This window comes from Mycobacterium toneyamaense, from assembly GCF_055384815.1.
Genome location: NZ_AP040333.1, coordinates 5,898,233 through 5,911,891 on the forward strand (window position 1 = coordinate 5,898,233; position 13,659 = coordinate 5,911,891).

17 protein-coding genes are annotated in these 13,659 nt (G+C 67.0%); 5 read left to right on the top strand and 12 right to left on the bottom strand.

Features of this window, described 5'->3' with window-relative positions; genetic code table 11:
* Positions 1 to 32: 32 nt before the first annotated feature.
* Positions 33 to 551 (bottom strand): MarR family winged helix-turn-helix transcriptional regulator, encoded by a 519-nt coding sequence (locus ACZ5IQ_RS28415; protein WP_464480558.1) that lies wholly within the window; start codon positions 549 to 551, stop codon positions 33 to 35.
* Between the two features lie 122 nt (positions 552 to 673).
* Here ACZ5IQ_RS28415 and ACZ5IQ_RS28420 point away from each other — a divergent pair, with 122 nt between their 5' ends.
* Positions 674 to 1,135: a hypothetical protein gene (locus ACZ5IQ_RS28420; protein WP_464480559.1), complete on the top strand. Its 462-nt coding sequence runs from the start codon at positions 674 to 676 to the stop codon at positions 1,133 to 1,135.
* A 32-nt stretch (positions 1,136 to 1,167) separates the two neighbouring features.
* Here the strand turns inward: ACZ5IQ_RS28420 and ACZ5IQ_RS28425 are convergent, their stop codons facing one another.
* The gene (locus ACZ5IQ_RS28425) at positions 1,168 to 2,061 is read right to left on the bottom strand and encodes a mycobacterial-type methylenetetrahydrofolate reductase (RefSeq protein ID WP_406784068.1); all 894 of its coding nucleotides are present in this window, start codon (positions 2,059 to 2,061) and stop codon (positions 1,168 to 1,170) included.
* A 155-nt stretch (positions 2,062 to 2,216) separates the two neighbouring features.
* Between ACZ5IQ_RS28425 and ACZ5IQ_RS28430 the strand changes: the two genes are divergently transcribed.
* On the top strand, positions 2,217 to 2,993 hold the full coding sequence (locus ACZ5IQ_RS28430; RefSeq protein WP_061003773.1) for an alpha/beta hydrolase family protein: 777 nt from the start codon (positions 2,217 to 2,219) through the stop codon (positions 2,991 to 2,993).
* Between the two features lie 16 nt (positions 2,994 to 3,009).
* Here the strand turns inward: ACZ5IQ_RS28430 and ACZ5IQ_RS28435 are convergent, their stop codons facing one another.
* Positions 3,010 to 4,680 carry an alpha-keto acid decarboxylase family protein gene (locus ACZ5IQ_RS28435; protein WP_464480560.1) on the bottom strand — a complete coding sequence of 557 codons (1,671 nt, stop codon included), beginning with the start codon at positions 4,678 to 4,680 and terminating at the stop codon, positions 3,010 to 3,012.
* An 82-nt stretch (positions 4,681 to 4,762) separates the two neighbouring features.
* On the opposite strand from ACZ5IQ_RS28435, the gene ACZ5IQ_RS28440 reads away from it, so the two are divergent.
* Positions 4,763 to 5,284: a septum formation family protein gene (locus tag ACZ5IQ_RS28440; protein WP_244602357.1), complete on the top strand. Its 522-nt coding sequence runs from the start codon at positions 4,763 to 4,765 to the stop codon at positions 5,282 to 5,284.
* On the opposite strand, the gene ACZ5IQ_RS28445 is transcribed toward ACZ5IQ_RS28440, so the two are convergent.
* The 4 genes from ACZ5IQ_RS28445 to ACZ5IQ_RS28460 are packed head-to-tail and all read right to left on the bottom strand — an operon-like array spanning position 5,274 to position 8,507.
* A complete protein-coding gene (locus ACZ5IQ_RS28445) occupies positions 5,274 to 6,485 on the bottom strand; it encodes a DUF7373 family lipoprotein (protein WP_464480561.1) in 1,212 nt (403 codons plus the stop codon). The two genes, ACZ5IQ_RS28440 and ACZ5IQ_RS28445, sit on opposite strands and share 11 nt — an antisense overlap.
* Positions 6,486 to 6,525: 40 nt before the next feature.
* A complete protein-coding gene (locus tag ACZ5IQ_RS28450; RefSeq protein WP_135357397.1) occupies positions 6,526 to 7,101 on the bottom strand; it encodes a class I SAM-dependent methyltransferase in 576 nt (191 codons plus the stop codon).
* 49 nt (positions 7,102 to 7,150) lie between these two features.
* Complete coding sequence (locus tag ACZ5IQ_RS28455; protein ID WP_406784064.1) at positions 7,151 to 7,909, bottom strand: helix-turn-helix domain-containing protein; 759 nt, start codon at positions 7,907 to 7,909, stop codon at positions 7,151 to 7,153.
* A gap of 37 nt (positions 7,910 to 7,946) precedes the next feature.
* The gene (locus tag ACZ5IQ_RS28460) at positions 7,947 to 8,507 is read right to left on the bottom strand and encodes a PadR family transcriptional regulator (protein ID WP_464480562.1); all 561 of its coding nucleotides are present in this window, start codon (positions 8,505 to 8,507) and stop codon (positions 7,947 to 7,949) included.
* A gap of 110 nt (positions 8,508 to 8,617) precedes the next feature.
* On the opposite strand from ACZ5IQ_RS28460, the gene ACZ5IQ_RS28465 reads away from it, so the two are divergent.
* Positions 8,618 to 9,037 carry a nuclear transport factor 2 family protein gene (locus tag ACZ5IQ_RS28465; protein WP_061003762.1) on the top strand — a complete coding sequence of 140 codons (420 nt, stop codon included), beginning with the start codon at positions 8,618 to 8,620 and terminating at the stop codon, positions 9,035 to 9,037.
* Between the two features lie 2 nt (positions 9,038 to 9,039).
* Positions 9,040 to 10,077 (top strand): LLM class F420-dependent oxidoreductase, encoded by a 1,038-nt coding sequence (locus ACZ5IQ_RS28470; protein WP_029104802.1) that lies wholly within the window; start codon positions 9,040 to 9,042, stop codon positions 10,075 to 10,077.
* Positions 10,078 to 10,195: 118 nt separating this feature from the next.
* Here ACZ5IQ_RS28470 and ACZ5IQ_RS28475 read toward each other — a convergent pair whose 3' ends face one another.
* Genes ACZ5IQ_RS28475 through ACZ5IQ_RS28495 form a run of 5 tightly spaced genes read right to left on the bottom strand, consistent with a single transcriptional unit; the run spans position 10,196 to position 13,658 of the window.
* Positions 10,196 to 10,675 (bottom strand): CAP domain-containing protein, encoded by a 480-nt coding sequence (locus ACZ5IQ_RS28475; RefSeq protein ID WP_464480563.1) that lies wholly within the window; start codon positions 10,673 to 10,675, stop codon positions 10,196 to 10,198.
* Positions 10,672 to 11,043 carry a DUF732 domain-containing protein gene (locus tag ACZ5IQ_RS28480; RefSeq protein ID WP_234785525.1) on the bottom strand — a complete coding sequence of 124 codons (372 nt, stop codon included), beginning with the start codon at positions 11,041 to 11,043 and terminating at the stop codon, positions 10,672 to 10,674. The genes ACZ5IQ_RS28475 and ACZ5IQ_RS28480 overlap by 4 nt, the downstream gene beginning before the upstream one ends.
* A complete protein-coding gene (locus ACZ5IQ_RS28485; RefSeq protein WP_464480564.1) occupies positions 11,013 to 11,597 on the bottom strand; it encodes a hypothetical protein in 585 nt (194 codons plus the stop codon). Before ACZ5IQ_RS28485 ends, ACZ5IQ_RS28480 begins: the two co-directional genes overlap by 31 nt.
* A gap of 37 nt (positions 11,598 to 11,634) precedes the next feature.
* Complete coding sequence (locus tag ACZ5IQ_RS28490) at positions 11,635 to 12,210, bottom strand: mammalian cell entry protein (RefSeq protein ID WP_464480565.1); 576 nt, start codon at positions 12,208 to 12,210, stop codon at positions 11,635 to 11,637.
* Positions 12,180 to 13,658, bottom strand: a complete 1,479-nt coding sequence (locus ACZ5IQ_RS28495) for an MCE family protein (RefSeq protein ID WP_464480566.1) — start codon at positions 13,656 to 13,658, stop codon at positions 12,180 to 12,182. Before ACZ5IQ_RS28495 ends, ACZ5IQ_RS28490 begins: the two co-directional genes overlap by 31 nt.
* Position 13,659 lies beyond the last annotated feature (1 nt).

Genomic DNA, 13,659 nt, shown 5'->3' on the forward strand with positions numbered 1-13,659 from the left:
TCCTATGTGGCCGCCAGGAAGCTACCGCGACATCACGGGGTGAGCGGACCGCTGCCGGCCGAGCCCATCACCGCGCCGGCCAGCCGATGCTCCAGACCCTGGACGACGCGCAGCACGGTGGCCCGTTCCGCTTCGCTCAGACCGCCGACGGTCAACTCTTCGATGTCGCGCCACACCCCCTCGATCTGATCCCGCAATCCCCGGCTCGCGGGCGTCGCCTCGACCAGGTGCGCGCGCTTGTCCTCGGGGCTCGGGAAACGGCGCACGAATCCGGCATGCTCCAGCCGTTGGATCATGCGGGTCATCGTCGGCGCATCGGAGCTGGTGAGCCGAACCAGGTCGGTCTGGCGGAGCGGGCCGCGGTCCCACAGGTACATCATCACCAGCTCCTGGCCCGGGTACAGGCCGAGGGGACGCAGCAGCGTCGCGATGATCGTTCGCGTCAGCCGGGTGAGTTGAAAGACCGCATGACTGACGGGACCGCTGCGGGCCGCCGTCGGCAATGCCATCGCCTCGCACGTCTCCCGGTCTTCATCGCCGTCCGTCGCCATCGACACCCCCAGAAACTCATTGGTTGTCTAACCATCTTACTTCGGCTAGATGACAAGGAAACCCCAGTTGGAATAGCCGTCGGAAGATACTTGTTCGAGCAAGTATCTAGAAAGGCGGCGCCATGAACACCACCCACCACACCGGCACCGAGCTCCGTCGTTCCATCTTGCGCCTCATGACAGGGACCGCCGTCGGACTGTCGGCGCTGTCCATCGCGCTGGCCGCGCCCGCGGCGGCGAAAGGCCCGCATCCCGGCCCGGTGATCGACCGCCCCGAGCCGACCAGTTCAGTCAGCGCGCAGACCAATGCCGGCCGCACGTCGACCACTCCGATGACACCCGCCGGACGCACGGCGCCCGGCGCTATCCCCCGGTCTCAACCGGCGGTTTCCATCAGCGCGCAGCAGTACACCGGAGGGGCCGACAACGCCGCCGCGAATCAGATTCGTAAAACGTCGGACTCCACCGACGGTCCGGGCGACACCGCCCGCCGCGCCGACGTCCGCATGCCGACCATGCCCGGCGGACTGACACCCGCCGACGCTGGGCGGTTGTTCGGGGGAATGTCCGGAGCCTCGAAATAGGCTCCGTCACAACGCCGTATCGGCGCGAGAGGCTAGCCCTTATCGGGCGCCCAGTACTCCAGCATCTCGGCGAACGTCTCGAACGCCGGCTTGGAGACGCCGTAGGCGGCTTCCAAGTGGATGCTGATCGGGAAGCCGAGCTCGCCGACGCCATCGATGACGCGCTTGTACAGGTCGAGCATCAGCGCGCGTTTGGCCGCGGGCTCCTCGCCGGCCAGCCGGGAAACGAAGTCCTGCTCGGCGGCGACCAGAGGGTTGCCCGGATCCTGGATCAGCCAGTTGATCAGTCCGACCTTCGACTCCATCTTCGGGACGAACCCGAACGACAGCAGAATTTCGGGGCGGTGCTCGGTGGTGGCAGCGAACTCCTTGAGGAAGCCCACGATCGTGTCCGAGTACAGCAACTGGGTCATGCCGTAGGTGGCGCCCTGGTTGATCTTGAAGTTGAAGCGGCCCTGCTCGCCGTCGCGCGTCGGGATCAGGATGACGCCGCGATTCGGCACCTGGTCGCGGTAGATCGTCAACGCGTCGGTCGGCGCCACGCCGGCGCCCTCGCCGTCGCTCATGGTGCGCGGGACGCCGACGAAAGCGATGCCGTCGAAGTCCGCGTCCTGCAGCACCGCCAGCCGCTTCGAGAGCGCGTCCTCGTCGAGGAACGACGTCACCTGCGTGCACAGCCCGCGGATCCCGGGCAGCTCGGGCTTCATCAGCTGCCAGAAGTCGAGGACGTCCATCTTCGGCTTCATCTCGACGGGCCGGTCGCCGTCTTCCTCGATCATCCCGGGGATCATCACGTGCCGGATGCGGCCCTCGAGGCCGACGGCCGCGGCGTTGAGCAGCACCTTGTGCGCCTCGTCGACCGCAAACTGGGGGCCGCGCTCAATATTGGGCGGGACCAGTTCGAAGGCGATGGTGTTCAGGGTCACGACTCTGCTCCGGATCTCAGGACTACATACGGGGCGCAGGCGTCACTGACCGCTACGACCCGCAGGTCGTGTTTCCCGTGAAACCTCCACCCTACCGATGGCCTCCAGCAAAGAAGCGGCCACGTCCGGCTTGCCAGCCGTGGTAAACCCGTCCCGTGGCTGAACGCGTCAAGTTCCAGAGTTCCACCGGCCCCATGCTCGCCGGGATCATCGACCTCCCCGAGGGCACCCCGCGCGGCTGGGGCGTCTTCTCACATGGCTTCACACTCGGCAAGGACTCCCCTGCCGCGGCGCGCATCTGCAAGCAACTGGCCTCCGATGGCATCGGGATGCTCCGCTTCGACGCCATCGGGCTGGGCGATTCGGACGGCCACTGGGGCGACGGGTCCTTCACCCACAAGACCAACGACGTCATCGAAGCGTGCAAGTTCATGTCCGACCGCGGCACGCCGTCGGCTCTGTTGGTGGGCCACTCGTTCGGCGGGGCGTCGGTACTCGCCGCGGCGCGGCAGGCGCCCGGGGTGCGCGCGGTGGCGACGGTCGCTGCGCCCATCGACCCGTCGCACGTCGAGAAGCAGTACGACGACATCCTCGACTGCGTGCTCGCCAACGGCAGTGCGCAGTGGATGGTCGGCGGCCGCGAACTGACCCTCAAGCGCGACTTCGTGGAGGACGTCCGCGCGGCCAAGCTGCACGCCAAGATCAAGGACCTGCACCTGCCGCTGTTGATCCTGCACTCCCCCACCGACAACACCGTGGGCATCGAGAACGCGAGTGAGATTTTCCGGACGGCCCGCCACCCGCGCAGCTTCGTCTCGCTGGAGGGCACCGAACACCTGCTCACCGGGCCGGGACAGGCCAAGCGTGCGGGACGGATCATCGGCGCCTGGGCCGACGCCTATCTGGGTCCGGACAAGGCGCGTCCGCGGTAACGCGACAACCCGCGCTTCAGTTACCGGCCGCCTTGTTGGCCTTCGCGATGGCCGCGGCGAGCTCCTCCAGTAGCGGCGGCACGTCCAATTCGGTCACCACGGCTTCGATGAAGACCAGATCATCTGGGTGGGCAGCCGCGTCGGCCAGTGCCGCGTCCAATTCGCCGCAGGTTGTCGCCCTGTGCGACAACGGGTTCCGGATACCCAGGGCAGCCGGGATGTCGCGCCACTGCCAGCCCACGATGTCGTTGTACGGCGCGGTGGGGCCGTGGATCGCGCGTTCGACGGTGTAGCCGTCGTTGTTCACCAGGATCACCACGGCGGGAACGCCCTCGCGGCCGAACTGGCCGAGTTCCTGGATCGTCAGCTGCGCGGCGCCGTCGCCGATGAGCAACACCGGACGACGGTCCGGCTCCGCCAGACCCGCACCGAGTGCGGCCGGCAGCGTATAGCCGATGGACGCCCACAACGGCTGGCCGATGAACGCCACACCGCTGGGCAGCCGGTGCCGGGCCATGCCGTAGTACGACGTGCCCTGCTCGGCCAGCACCACATTGCCCGGCGTAAGAGCACCACAGACCTTGTCCCACAGGGCCTTCTGGGTGAGCGGCTGATCCGGTTCGAGCACCGCGTCGGGCGCGTCGGGCACCGGCTGCGGTACGGCGGGCGACCTGGTGGGCCGGGACTTCAGGATGCCGGTGATCGCCTCGAGCGCGGCCGACATGTCCAGTGGCGCAAAAACTTCCCCGGCCACGGTGCTCTGGTTGGGCCCGATGTCGATGGTCCGCGCGGGATCGATCTGCTGCGTGAACGATGCGCTCACCATGTCGGTGAACTGCACGCCGGCGGTGAGGAGCACCGGGGCGTCTTCGATGGCCCGCCGAACCGACTCCTGACTGGAGGTGCCGGCGTAGATGCCGAGGAACTCCGGCGCGGATTCGTCGACCAGGCTCTTGCCCCACATCAGCGTGGCGTGCGGCACGACGTCGGCCGCCAGCAGTGCCTCGAGCTGCGGGACGGCTTCCAGTCGGTGCACCAGCAGGTCGGCCAGCACCGTCAGCTGATGCTCGCCGATGAGACGGGCGGCGGCCACGGTGAACAGCGAGAGCGCCCGCGGGCTCGTGCCGCTGATGTACCGCGGCAAGGGCCCGGTCGGTGGTTCGACGGGGAACCGGGCGACGTCGGTGGCCAGCATCAGGTAACCGGGCAGCTTGCGCTCGTGCACCTCGGACAGCACCCGGTCGATCTCGCGCGTGGCCGTGGCCGGCATGAGTTTGGCTTGTGCGCAGGTGATTTCGCGGGCAATGCGCAGAAAGTGATCGAAGTCGCCGTCGCCGAGCGAGTGGTGGATCACCCGGCGGGAGCCTTGCACGTCAATCGACGGCGTGCCGACGATGTGCACCACCGGGACATGCTCGGCGTAACTGCCCGCGATCGCATTGGCCGCCGATAGCTCACCGACACCGAATGTGGTGATGAGCGCCGCCATGCCGCGCAGCCTGCCGTAGCCGTCGGCGGCGTACCCGGCGTTGAGTTCGTTGGCGCTGCCGACCCACCGGATATCCCGGTGGGCGATCACATGGTCGAGCAGCTCCAGGTTGAAATCGCCTGGCACACCGAAAATCTCGGTGACGTTCAGTTCGGCGAGCCGGTCCAGTAGGTAGTCACCGACGGTGTATTCGGGCATCCCGGCCTCCCTGGGGTCGCTGGTATGGCGATGGTAACCGTCCAGGCCCGAACACCGCCCGACAAGCACTACCATGACGGCCATGACCGTTCGTCCACATCGGCTCGTGTGGCAGGTTGCGGCAATGTCGCTGCTCGCGGCCTGCGGTTCGAACACGTCAGCGGCGCCGTCGTCGAGCACTTCGAGCGCATCGCCGCCCACGACCACGACAGCCCAGCTCCCTTCGCCGGTCCCGATCGTGCCGATGAAACCGAATGCGCGCCAGGCCAAGTGGGTCGACCTGCAGGTCGGCGACTGCCTGAGCACACCGCCGCCCACCGACCCCAGCGTCGTCGAAGTGACGCTGGTGGACTGTGCCGCCCCGCACATCGCCGAGGTGTTCCTGCGCGCCAATGTCGCGGTCAACGACGCCATCGCCGGTGTCGCCGATCAGCGGTGCACAGCGGGCCTGACGGCGTACGCCGGTCAAGACAGCCGGTACACCTCGACCTACCTGATCGACTCGAACATGGACCGCACCGGACACACGCCGCTGCCCAGCACTGTCATCTGCCTGCTGCAGTCGGCCACGGGCCTCTCGTTGAACGGCTCCGCTAAGGCTTAGCCGTCAACAGGATGTATTGCGCGGCAACCTGTTCGTGCACGTCCTTCAACTCGGGGCCACGTGCCTCGATGGCATAGTCACCCGCCGGCGCGACACAGTAGAACTGCTTCGGGTTGGCCAACAGGATGCAGCGGCTCAGCGTCAGGGCCGGCACCGGATCGGCGGTCTCGGTGCCGTCAACCGACACCTCCTTGCCGAAGGTGTTCGCCACGTTGACCGCAGACGCCGGGTCCTTGGCGCGATACACGCTGGTCTTTCCACGGGCGAACGCCGTCACGCCGTTGTCCTGGAACACCCTGCTCGAGGTGACCGGGTTGCTCTGGAAGTGCAGGGCCCCGGTGCCGGAGTAGACCGCGTTCTGTGAATTGCGCGGCGCGTCGGTCTGCAGCGTCAAGGCCAGCAGACCCGTCGGATCGATCGGCACGGCCGGCAGTTCCGCCGCGGGTTTGAACGGCTCGATCGCGGCGGCCTGCGCGCCGATCGCCTTGGTCACCAACGCGATGGCCGGATCAAGACCGGCCGTTGACTGTGCCAATTGCGTCAGGACATAGGGACCGTGCGCGATGAAGGACCGCACGGTGGTCAACTTCGTGCCGCGGGCATCGACGTCGTACGTCGAAGCCAGCGCATCCGGATGATCTGGAATGGCAACGGTTTTCGGCACCGCGCCGCGGATGTTGAGCTGAAGCGCAGCCGCGTTCATCTCGCCGGCCGCGGCGCCGGCGTCCGCGGGCGAGGCAAAGCGCAGCACGCCGTTGATCAGCACGGTCTTGGTCGCAGACTCACGCGCCGAGACGAACCCATCGATGAACTTGTGCCTGCCGGCCGCGGTCGCGATGCTCTCTGGGCCGAACTGAGCCAGCAAGCCCGGCTCGTCGATGACGAAATATGTTGACAGATAAGGCTCGGTGAGTGTGCTGTCGACCTGCCAGGGCCCCACCACGTAGCCGGCCAGCTGTTGCGCCTCCAACCTCGCGCCGGCCTCGGGCGCACCCGCGGTGCCGTAGGGCTCATGGGCCTTGGTCGGGTACTTTCCGGGCTTCAACTGCGCAGGGGCGACGATCGCCGGCGGAGGTGGTGCCGTCGAGGTCGCCGGCTTGGTGGCTGACGTGGCGGGGCTGGACTGCGTCGACCCGCCACCACAGCCCGCGGCCAGCACCGCCACCGCGACCACCGCTCCACAGCTCACCAGACCCCGCATGCGTCCCTCCCCTGCCGACTGCAGACCAACCTACTCAGTGTCAGGTCTTCGCGGCACTGAACTGCATCACATGCCCAAACACCTTGGTACTCGTATCGATACGCAGCCCGTGGCGCCGTCCTTCGGCCGCCAGTTCATCGGGGTTCACCAGCCGGAACGGCGACCGGTCCACCCGGTGCACCGCCGTGGCCACCGGTGTCCGCGTCAGGTCGTAACCGACGAACACGCCTCCGGGCTTGAGCACCCGGGCGATCTCCGCGACCGCGGCCTCCCATTCGATGACGTGGTGCAGCACCAGGCAGCTGACCACCGAATCGAACGCGCCGTCGTCGAACGGCAGGCGGGTCGCATCGGCGCTCTGCACGGTGACGTCCGGGTTGTCCTCCAGCCTCCGCGCCGCGGCGTCGACCATCACCGGGTCCAGGTCGGTCGCGGTGATCGACAACCCGGGACGCGCCGACGACAGCCCTTCCGCGATTGCCCCACTCCCGGAACCGATCTCGAGCAACCGTTCTCCCAGCTGGTCGGTGGGCAGGATGTCGAGGACGGCACGGGTGGTGGTTCTCCACATGGCGCCGCAGCAGAAGGCCCGCTCGACCCTGGACATCACCGGCATTGCGGTCTCCTCCTCGTAGTGTCCTTCGAGTATGGAACCGCCTGCCTCCTCAGTACTTGGACGGATCCGTCGAATCCCGCAGCGCCCGGGCGATCTCGGACGGCGCCGCGCCGGTCATCTCACGGCATACCCGGTTGGCATGGGAGCCGTCGGCGAATCCGGCCAGATGCGCGGCGTCGGTGACCTGCTCACCGCCGGCGAGATGTTTCAACCCGGAGAGCAGTCGGGCCCAGCGGGTGGCCGCCGAGAAGGAGACACCGGTCTGCTGCCGGCACAGGCGGCCGAGGTAGTCCGGTGACACCGCGACCTCGTGCGCGATCGATGCCAGGTCCACGGATTCGGTTGTGCCGCTGTAGATCAGGTCCATCGCCTGCTTCAGCTGCGGATGCAGTCCGGGTTGTTGTCCCGGATCGCCGCAGAGACGCTGGATCAGCGTGGCGGCGGCCAACTCGGGGTCGGTGTCGAACGCGGCGGCCACGGCCTGTGCGAGCGCCTGGTCGTCGGCCGGCAGCCAGATGCCGTCACCGGATTCGCTCTGACTGAGGGCGTGCAGCGCTGCCCCGGGCCAGGTGTGCGGCGCCAGATACAGGGCCAACGTCAGATCGGTGGGCGCCGACCACACCGCGTGGCCGGCGCCGCTGGCGATGACGACGACGTGCCCGCTCCGGGGCGCCGCGCCGTCTGTTCGGACCGTCAGCGGACCCGTCAGGCCGACACCGATCTGCACCGCCGGATGGTGGTGAATCTCCAGGTCGCCGAACGTGCCGACGACCATGACCTGCGCTGGACCGATCTCCCAGACGCGCATGCCTCATGCTAACGCCGCGGCCGGCGCCGCACTTCTGCTAACGCCGCGGCTGCCGCCGCTCGATGACCTCCAATGCCTGTTGCGCCCACTGCAGATTCTCCTGCTCGAACGCGATGCCGCGCATCAGCGTCAGGTAGGGCCCCACGCGCTCCGCCTCGGACAGGAACATCGCCTCGCTGCGGCCGCCCAGTATGCGGCTGCGAATCCGTTCGTAGAGCTCGAGTTGATTGGTGGTCCACTGGATTCGGTCCCTCAGGCCCGCGCACACGGCCTCCGCATTGCCGCTGTCGACGGTGGACACCTGCACCAGTAGGTCGTCGCGCATGGCCAAGGGCTTCGGCGTGGCCTCGGTGAATGCATGCACCGCCTTCCGGCCGGCATCGGTCAGCGTGAACATCCGCTTGTTGGGCCGCCGCTCCTGCTCGACGACACGGGCCTCGATCAGCCCGTCGGCCGCGAGTCGGTCGAGTTCGCGGTACAGCTGCTGCGGGGTGGCCATCCAGAAGTTGGCGACGGACGCGTCGAAGCCCTTGGCCAGGTCATATCCCGAGGCCTCACTGTCGAGCAGGGCCGCCAACACGGCGTCACGCAGAGCCATGTCCAGGAGTCTAATAGTCAACAAAGTGATTAGTCACATATAGACATGCCGAGCTTGTCCCGCTAGCGTCACCCGTACCTAATCACCAAATTGACTATGCGAGGTATGCGATGCAGGCATTCCGCAAGGCGGTCGAGGCCGCTGACGGCGAAGCCATGGCCGCCTGTTTGGCCGACGACGTGGTGTTCACCAGTCCCGTCGCCTTCAAGCCCTACCCGGGCAAGCCCATCACCGCCGCCATCCTGCGCGGCGTGCTGCGAGTTTTCGAGGACTTCCGCTACATCCGAGAGATCAATGACCCCGAAAACAACAGCCACGCTTTGATTTTCGAGACCAAGGTCGGCGGCAAGACGATCAACGGATGCGACTTCATCCACGTCAACGACCAGGGCCTGATCGACGAGTTCACCGTCATGGTCCGGCCACTGTCGGGAGCGCAGGCCCTGTCGGAGGCCATGGCCGCCCAGTTCCCGCAGATCCAGGCCGAGGCCGCCGAAGCCATCGCCGCCCTGGCCTCGAAGGGGCAGTGAGCATGAAGATCGGTCTCGGCATCAACTACGCCGGCGGCTTCAAAGAGGTTGTGGCCGAGGTCGCCGATCTCGAAAAGGCCGGCCTGGACGTCGTTTTCGTCCCCGAGGCATACTCTTTCGACGCCATCAGCGCACTCGGCTATCTCGCCGCCGCCACCGAGCGGGTGGAACTGGCCTCCGGCGTCCTGCAGCTCTACACCCGCACACCCACGCTGACGGCGATGACCGCCGCCGGCCTCGACTATGTGTCCGACGGCCGGTACATCCTGGGTCTCGGCGCCTCCGGCCCGCAGGTGATCGAAGGCTTCCACGGCGTCCCCTACGACAGCCCGATCGGCCGGACCCGCGAGGTCGTGGAGATTTGCCGCCAGGTGTGGCGCCGCGAGCGACTCGCCTACCAGGGCAAGCACTACACCATCCCCCTCCCGGAGGGCCAGGGCACGGGGCTCGGTAAGTCGCTCAAGCTCATCAATCACCCTGTGCGCGAGCGCATTCCGGTGCTGCTGGCCGCACTCGGCCCGAAGAACGTCGAGCTGGCAGCGGAGATCGCCGAGGGCTGGCAGCCGATCTTCTACATGCCGGAGAAGGCCAAGGACGTCTGGGGCGACGCGCTCGCGGCCGGGTACGCCAAGCGCGACGCGACGCTGCCGCCCATGGACATCTACGCCGGACCGGCACTGGCCATCGGCGACAACGTCGAGGGAATGCGCGAGTTCATCAAGCCGCACATCGCGCTGTATATCGGTGGCATGGGCGCCAAGGGCAAGAACTTCTATCACAACGTGGCCACCAAGTACGGCTACGGCGCCGAGGCCGACCGCATCCAGGAGCTGTACCTGGCCGGCGACAAGGACGGCGCGGCGAAAGTCGTTCCCGACGAACTGGTCCGGGACATCTCGCTGATCGGTAGCCGCGAGTTCGTCAAGGAACGAGTGGCGGCATTCCGGGAGGCAGGCGTGACGGTACTCAACGTGGTGCCGATGGGTGCGACGACCGCCGACCGCGTCAAGCTGATCGAGGAGCTGCGCGAGCTGGTCTAGAACCTCTCGCGAGCAGACGTAAAACTGTCGCATTTCCTTGGCAAGGCGACAGTTTTACGTCTGCTCGCACAGTCAGACCGGCAGTTCCGCTCAAGGGCAAGACCCAGACCGTCAGCCTCTACGCGCCAGGCTGACCGTACACCGCGACGACGACCGAACGGTCGGGGCTGTTCTCGGACCACACGCCCATGACGGTGTTGGCGCAGTTGGCCATGATCGCGTAGGTCGGCGGATCGTAGTACCACTGGTTCAATACATCCAGGTTGTTGATGGCGATGGACCGGTTGATCGCAACCGTCTGAAACACCTTGCCCCGGAAGCCCGCTGCTTCCGCGCGCCGCTGTGCCGTCGACCCGTCCGAGCCGAGGTCGCCGTCGAGGTCGCGGTTGTTCAGCACATCGTTCGCGTGCCACTCAGCGGCGAGCCGTAGCTGCGGGCTGACCGCCACGTCATTGGTGCAGCCGGCCTGGTGCTGAATGGTGTAGACGTTGGCGACCACGCTGTTGTTGAGGCGTGCGTTGTCGGCATGGGCCACCGCAGGCAGCGCGGCGCCGCACGCGAAGACCGCCAGGATCACCCCGGCGAATCGGGTACTCACTGTGCCCCCGGTCGATAGTTGCCTGCGGAATTGCGCAGCGGCCCGATCAGCTCGGGGCACAGTTCGTTGATCACCTGTCCGACAAGATAATTCGCCTGGCCTTCGTCGCCACCCGCGACGTCGACCTTGATGTCACCGATGATCTGCCCGTAACTCCGGCCCGCGGCGATCTTGTCGCACACGCCGCGCCCGTAGGCGATGGCGGCATCGCCGCTCGGGAAGTTGAACCCGCCCCGCACGTTGACGCTGTTCACGTAGGTCACCGGGTCGGCCTGCACCGACGGCACCATCCATCCGGCCGCGGCCCCCGCGGCGAACAACATCAGCAGCCCCCGCGTCACACGGGATCGAACTGTGAGATCAGCCATCGATCGTGCACCTTGTCGAGAGTCACCCGCACCGTCGAGGTCGACGCGGTGGGCGCGTCGGCACCGATGGTGGTCGTCTGGTTCACGAAAACCAGTACCACGGCATGGTTTTCGGTCGCCGACACCGAGGCGGCGTCCGGAACGGTCGCGACCGCGGAGATGTGTTTCTGCTTGGCCCCGGGCGCCACGACGGTGTCGACCAACTTGGTGTACTCGTCGCGGAAGCCGCCGGCCAGCCGGCCGGTGGCCGACTTCAGCTCGGTGTCAAGCGTTTCCGGCCGGTAGGACAGCATGGCGACGGTGCCGTCACTTGCCGCCCGCACCGATTCGGTGGCCGCGGCTTGCGCGAGCCGCACCGACCCGTCCTGCCAGTTGAAGTACCCCGCAGCGACGGCAAGCAGCATCGCCGCGAACGCCAATGTCAGACCCGTCCACCGCGCCCAGTGCTTCCGTGAATCACTCTGCACCGCTGCGGGTTCGGCTTCGACAACCGTCGCCTCGGCGGCCTCGGTCTCGTCGGGTTCGACGGGACGTTCTTCGACATCCACTGTCATGATCTGTCCTTCATGTTGCCCTGACCGTCCGATCTGCTCATGACACGAACTGGACGTTGGAAATTCGGGCGCCCGCGCCGTCCTTGGCGACGCTGATCCGCGTGGGCCAGTTTCGTGGTGGACCGGCCGGCGCCTCGGCCAGCGAGGTCCGCACCGACACGGCGAGAAGTACCTGTGCCCCATCACCGTTCACCGATTCGAGTCCGGCTTCGGTGACGGTGCCCTCGGATTTCGATCGGGCCTGCTTGACCACCGCGACGAACGGCTCGGACCGGCGCTGGAAGTCGTCGCGGAACGCGCCGGTCGACGAATCGAGTATGCGGCGAATGTCGGTGTCCGCCTCGGTGTAGCTGATCGTGGTCAGGTTCAGCGCGGCCTGGCGTGCGGTCTGCACGTACAGGTTCCGCAGTTCCTGCGCGTGTTCGGACTGGTGTGCGCGAAAGCCCAGCCAGCCCGCCAGGGCACCGCCGGCGACGACCAGCGCCAGACCGGCTGCGACCACCGGCGAGATGCGCGCCAACCGTTGCCGCAGTGACGGTTTCCGTGCCGCGACAGCATCATCGTCGGCTTCGCCGACGGTGTCTAACTGCTCGGGGTCAGCATGCTCTGCCATGTCTTGCCTTTCTCGGTGGCGGCCAGGTCGGAGTCGGTGTACGGCTTCCCGTCGGGCCCGACGTACCCGCCGGTCACAGGGTCATAGGGCACCAAGGCCACCGGAGGCGCCGGGGGCGCGGGTCCAGGTGCGCCACTGGGGCGCTGCCGGGGATCGGTGCCCGGCGCGTACTGCGGTACCCCTTGCCCCGTCAGCGTGGCGTTGGGATCGCCCTTCCAGACGTATCCGTCGTTGAGGGGCACGTACTGCTCATTGCTTTCGCAGAGTTCTACGGTCGGTGCGCGCTTGGCCGGATTGTTCTCGCACGGAATGTTCCGTACGCCACGGATATTCAGGTCGGAATCCTGCGGAACCCGGCAGTACAGCTCACCGGCGGGACGTTCGGGATAGTCCACCTCGGTGGGTACCCGCTGCTGCTTGATCGGCAGGAAGCCGGTGTTGCACGGGGGCGGCAGGTTCATGTTCAGTTTGAAGTCCAGATAGATGCCCCGATAGGGCGTCTTGAGGTCCGAGTCGGCGACCGCGATCGCCGACATCAACGCGGTGCCCTGCGGGAAAAGCACCAGCAGTTGTTCGATGTCGTGCCGATAGACCACCGCGATCTCACCCAGGCTCACCATGTTGGCCAGCAGGACCGGCAGTGCGGGAGCGAACCTGTTGAACAGGGCGCGGCCCTCTTCCAAGGTCGGCTGGCCGAGCTTGAGCAGCTCGGCGAATGCCGCATCCTGGGCCTTGAACTGGCCGGTGATGGACGCGAGCCGCTGCGCCCACGTGGCGATCGAATCCGCTTTCTGCACTTGGGAGTTCAATACCGTGGGGCTCTGGTCGATCAGTTGCGTGATCGGGCCGACGGTCTTGCCGGCCGCGATGGCCAGCGACGTGGAGCCGTTGACGATGCGCGACAACTCAGGTCCGAGTCCGCTGACCGCTTTGTCTGCTTCGTCGACGACGGTACGCAGATTGTCCTGCGGGATGGCTTCGAGCGCCCGGTTGGTCGCGTCGAGCAGGTTGCCGATATCCGGCGGAATCCGCGCCTTCGCCACCGGGATGGTCGCGCCGCCGCGTAGGGTCGGGCCGGCGTCGGAATGCCCTGTCGCAGGGATCAATTCGACGAACTGTTCACCGACGGCCGAGCGGCTGTGTACCGCGGCCGACACGTCCGCCGGCACCTTGATGGCGGAGTCGAGGTTAAGCTCCGCGCGGACCCCGCCCGTCGTGACATCGACAGCCTTGACCCGCCCGATCTCGGTGCCGCGGTACGTGACCACTGACGTCGGGTACAGCCCGCCGGATTCGGGCAGCTCGACCGTCACGGTGTAGCGGCCGTACCCGAGCAGCGTCGGTACGTGCACGAAGCCGAATGCCATGACGCTGCACGCGATCACCGTGACGGCGCCGAGGATCGCCAGCTGGATCCAGACGGTCCGGGACAACCGCAGCCGCAGCATG

What these genes read in the sequence shown, in the direction of transcription:
- ACZ5IQ_RS28465 (WP_061003762.1), top strand. Translation starts at nt 8,618, where the DNA reads ATGCAGGCATTCCGCAAGGCGGTCGAGGCCGCTGACGGCGAAGCCATG.
- ACZ5IQ_RS28435 (WP_464480560.1), bottom strand. Translation starts at nt 4,680, where the DNA reads ATGCCCGAATACACCGTCGGTGACTACCTACTGGACCGGCTCGCCGAA.
- ACZ5IQ_RS28495 (WP_464480566.1), bottom strand. Translation starts at nt 13,658, where the DNA reads ATGCTGCGGCTGCGGTTGTCCCGGACCGTCTGGATCCAGCTGGCGATC.
- ACZ5IQ_RS28485 (WP_464480564.1), bottom strand. Translation starts at nt 11,597, where the DNA reads ATGACAGTGGATGTCGAAGAACGTCCCGTCGAACCCGACGAGACCGAG.
- ACZ5IQ_RS28470 (WP_029104802.1), top strand. Translation starts at nt 9,040, where the DNA reads ATGAAGATCGGTCTCGGCATCAACTACGCCGGCGGCTTCAAAGAGGTT.
- ACZ5IQ_RS28445 (WP_464480561.1), bottom strand. Translation starts at nt 6,485, where the DNA reads ATGCGGGGTCTGGTGAGCTGTGGAGCGGTGGTCGCGGTGGCGGTGCTG.
- ACZ5IQ_RS28450 (WP_135357397.1), bottom strand. Translation starts at nt 7,101, where the DNA reads ATGCCGGTGATGTCCAGGGTCGAGCGGGCCTTCTGCTGCGGCGCCATG.
- ACZ5IQ_RS28480 (WP_234785525.1), bottom strand. Translation starts at nt 11,043, where the DNA reads ATGGCTGATCTCACAGTTCGATCCCGTGTGACGCGGGGGCTGCTGATG.
- ACZ5IQ_RS28420 (WP_464480559.1), top strand. Translation starts at nt 674, where the DNA reads ATGAACACCACCCACCACACCGGCACCGAGCTCCGTCGTTCCATCTTG.
- ACZ5IQ_RS28440 (WP_244602357.1), top strand. Translation starts at nt 4,763, where the DNA reads ATGACCGTTCGTCCACATCGGCTCGTGTGGCAGGTTGCGGCAATGTCG.
- ACZ5IQ_RS28455 (WP_406784064.1), bottom strand. Translation starts at nt 7,909, where the DNA reads ATGCGCGTCTGGGAGATCGGTCCAGCGCAGGTCATGGTCGTCGGCACG.
- ACZ5IQ_RS28490 (WP_464480565.1), bottom strand. Translation starts at nt 12,210, where the DNA reads ATGGCAGAGCATGCTGACCCCGAGCAGTTAGACACCGTCGGCGAAGCC.
- ACZ5IQ_RS28460 (WP_464480562.1), bottom strand. Translation starts at nt 8,507, where the DNA reads ATGGCTCTGCGTGACGCCGTGTTGGCGGCCCTGCTCGACAGTGAGGCC.
- ACZ5IQ_RS28415 (WP_464480558.1), bottom strand. Translation starts at nt 551, where the DNA reads ATGGCGACGGACGGCGATGAAGACCGGGAGACGTGCGAGGCGATGGCA.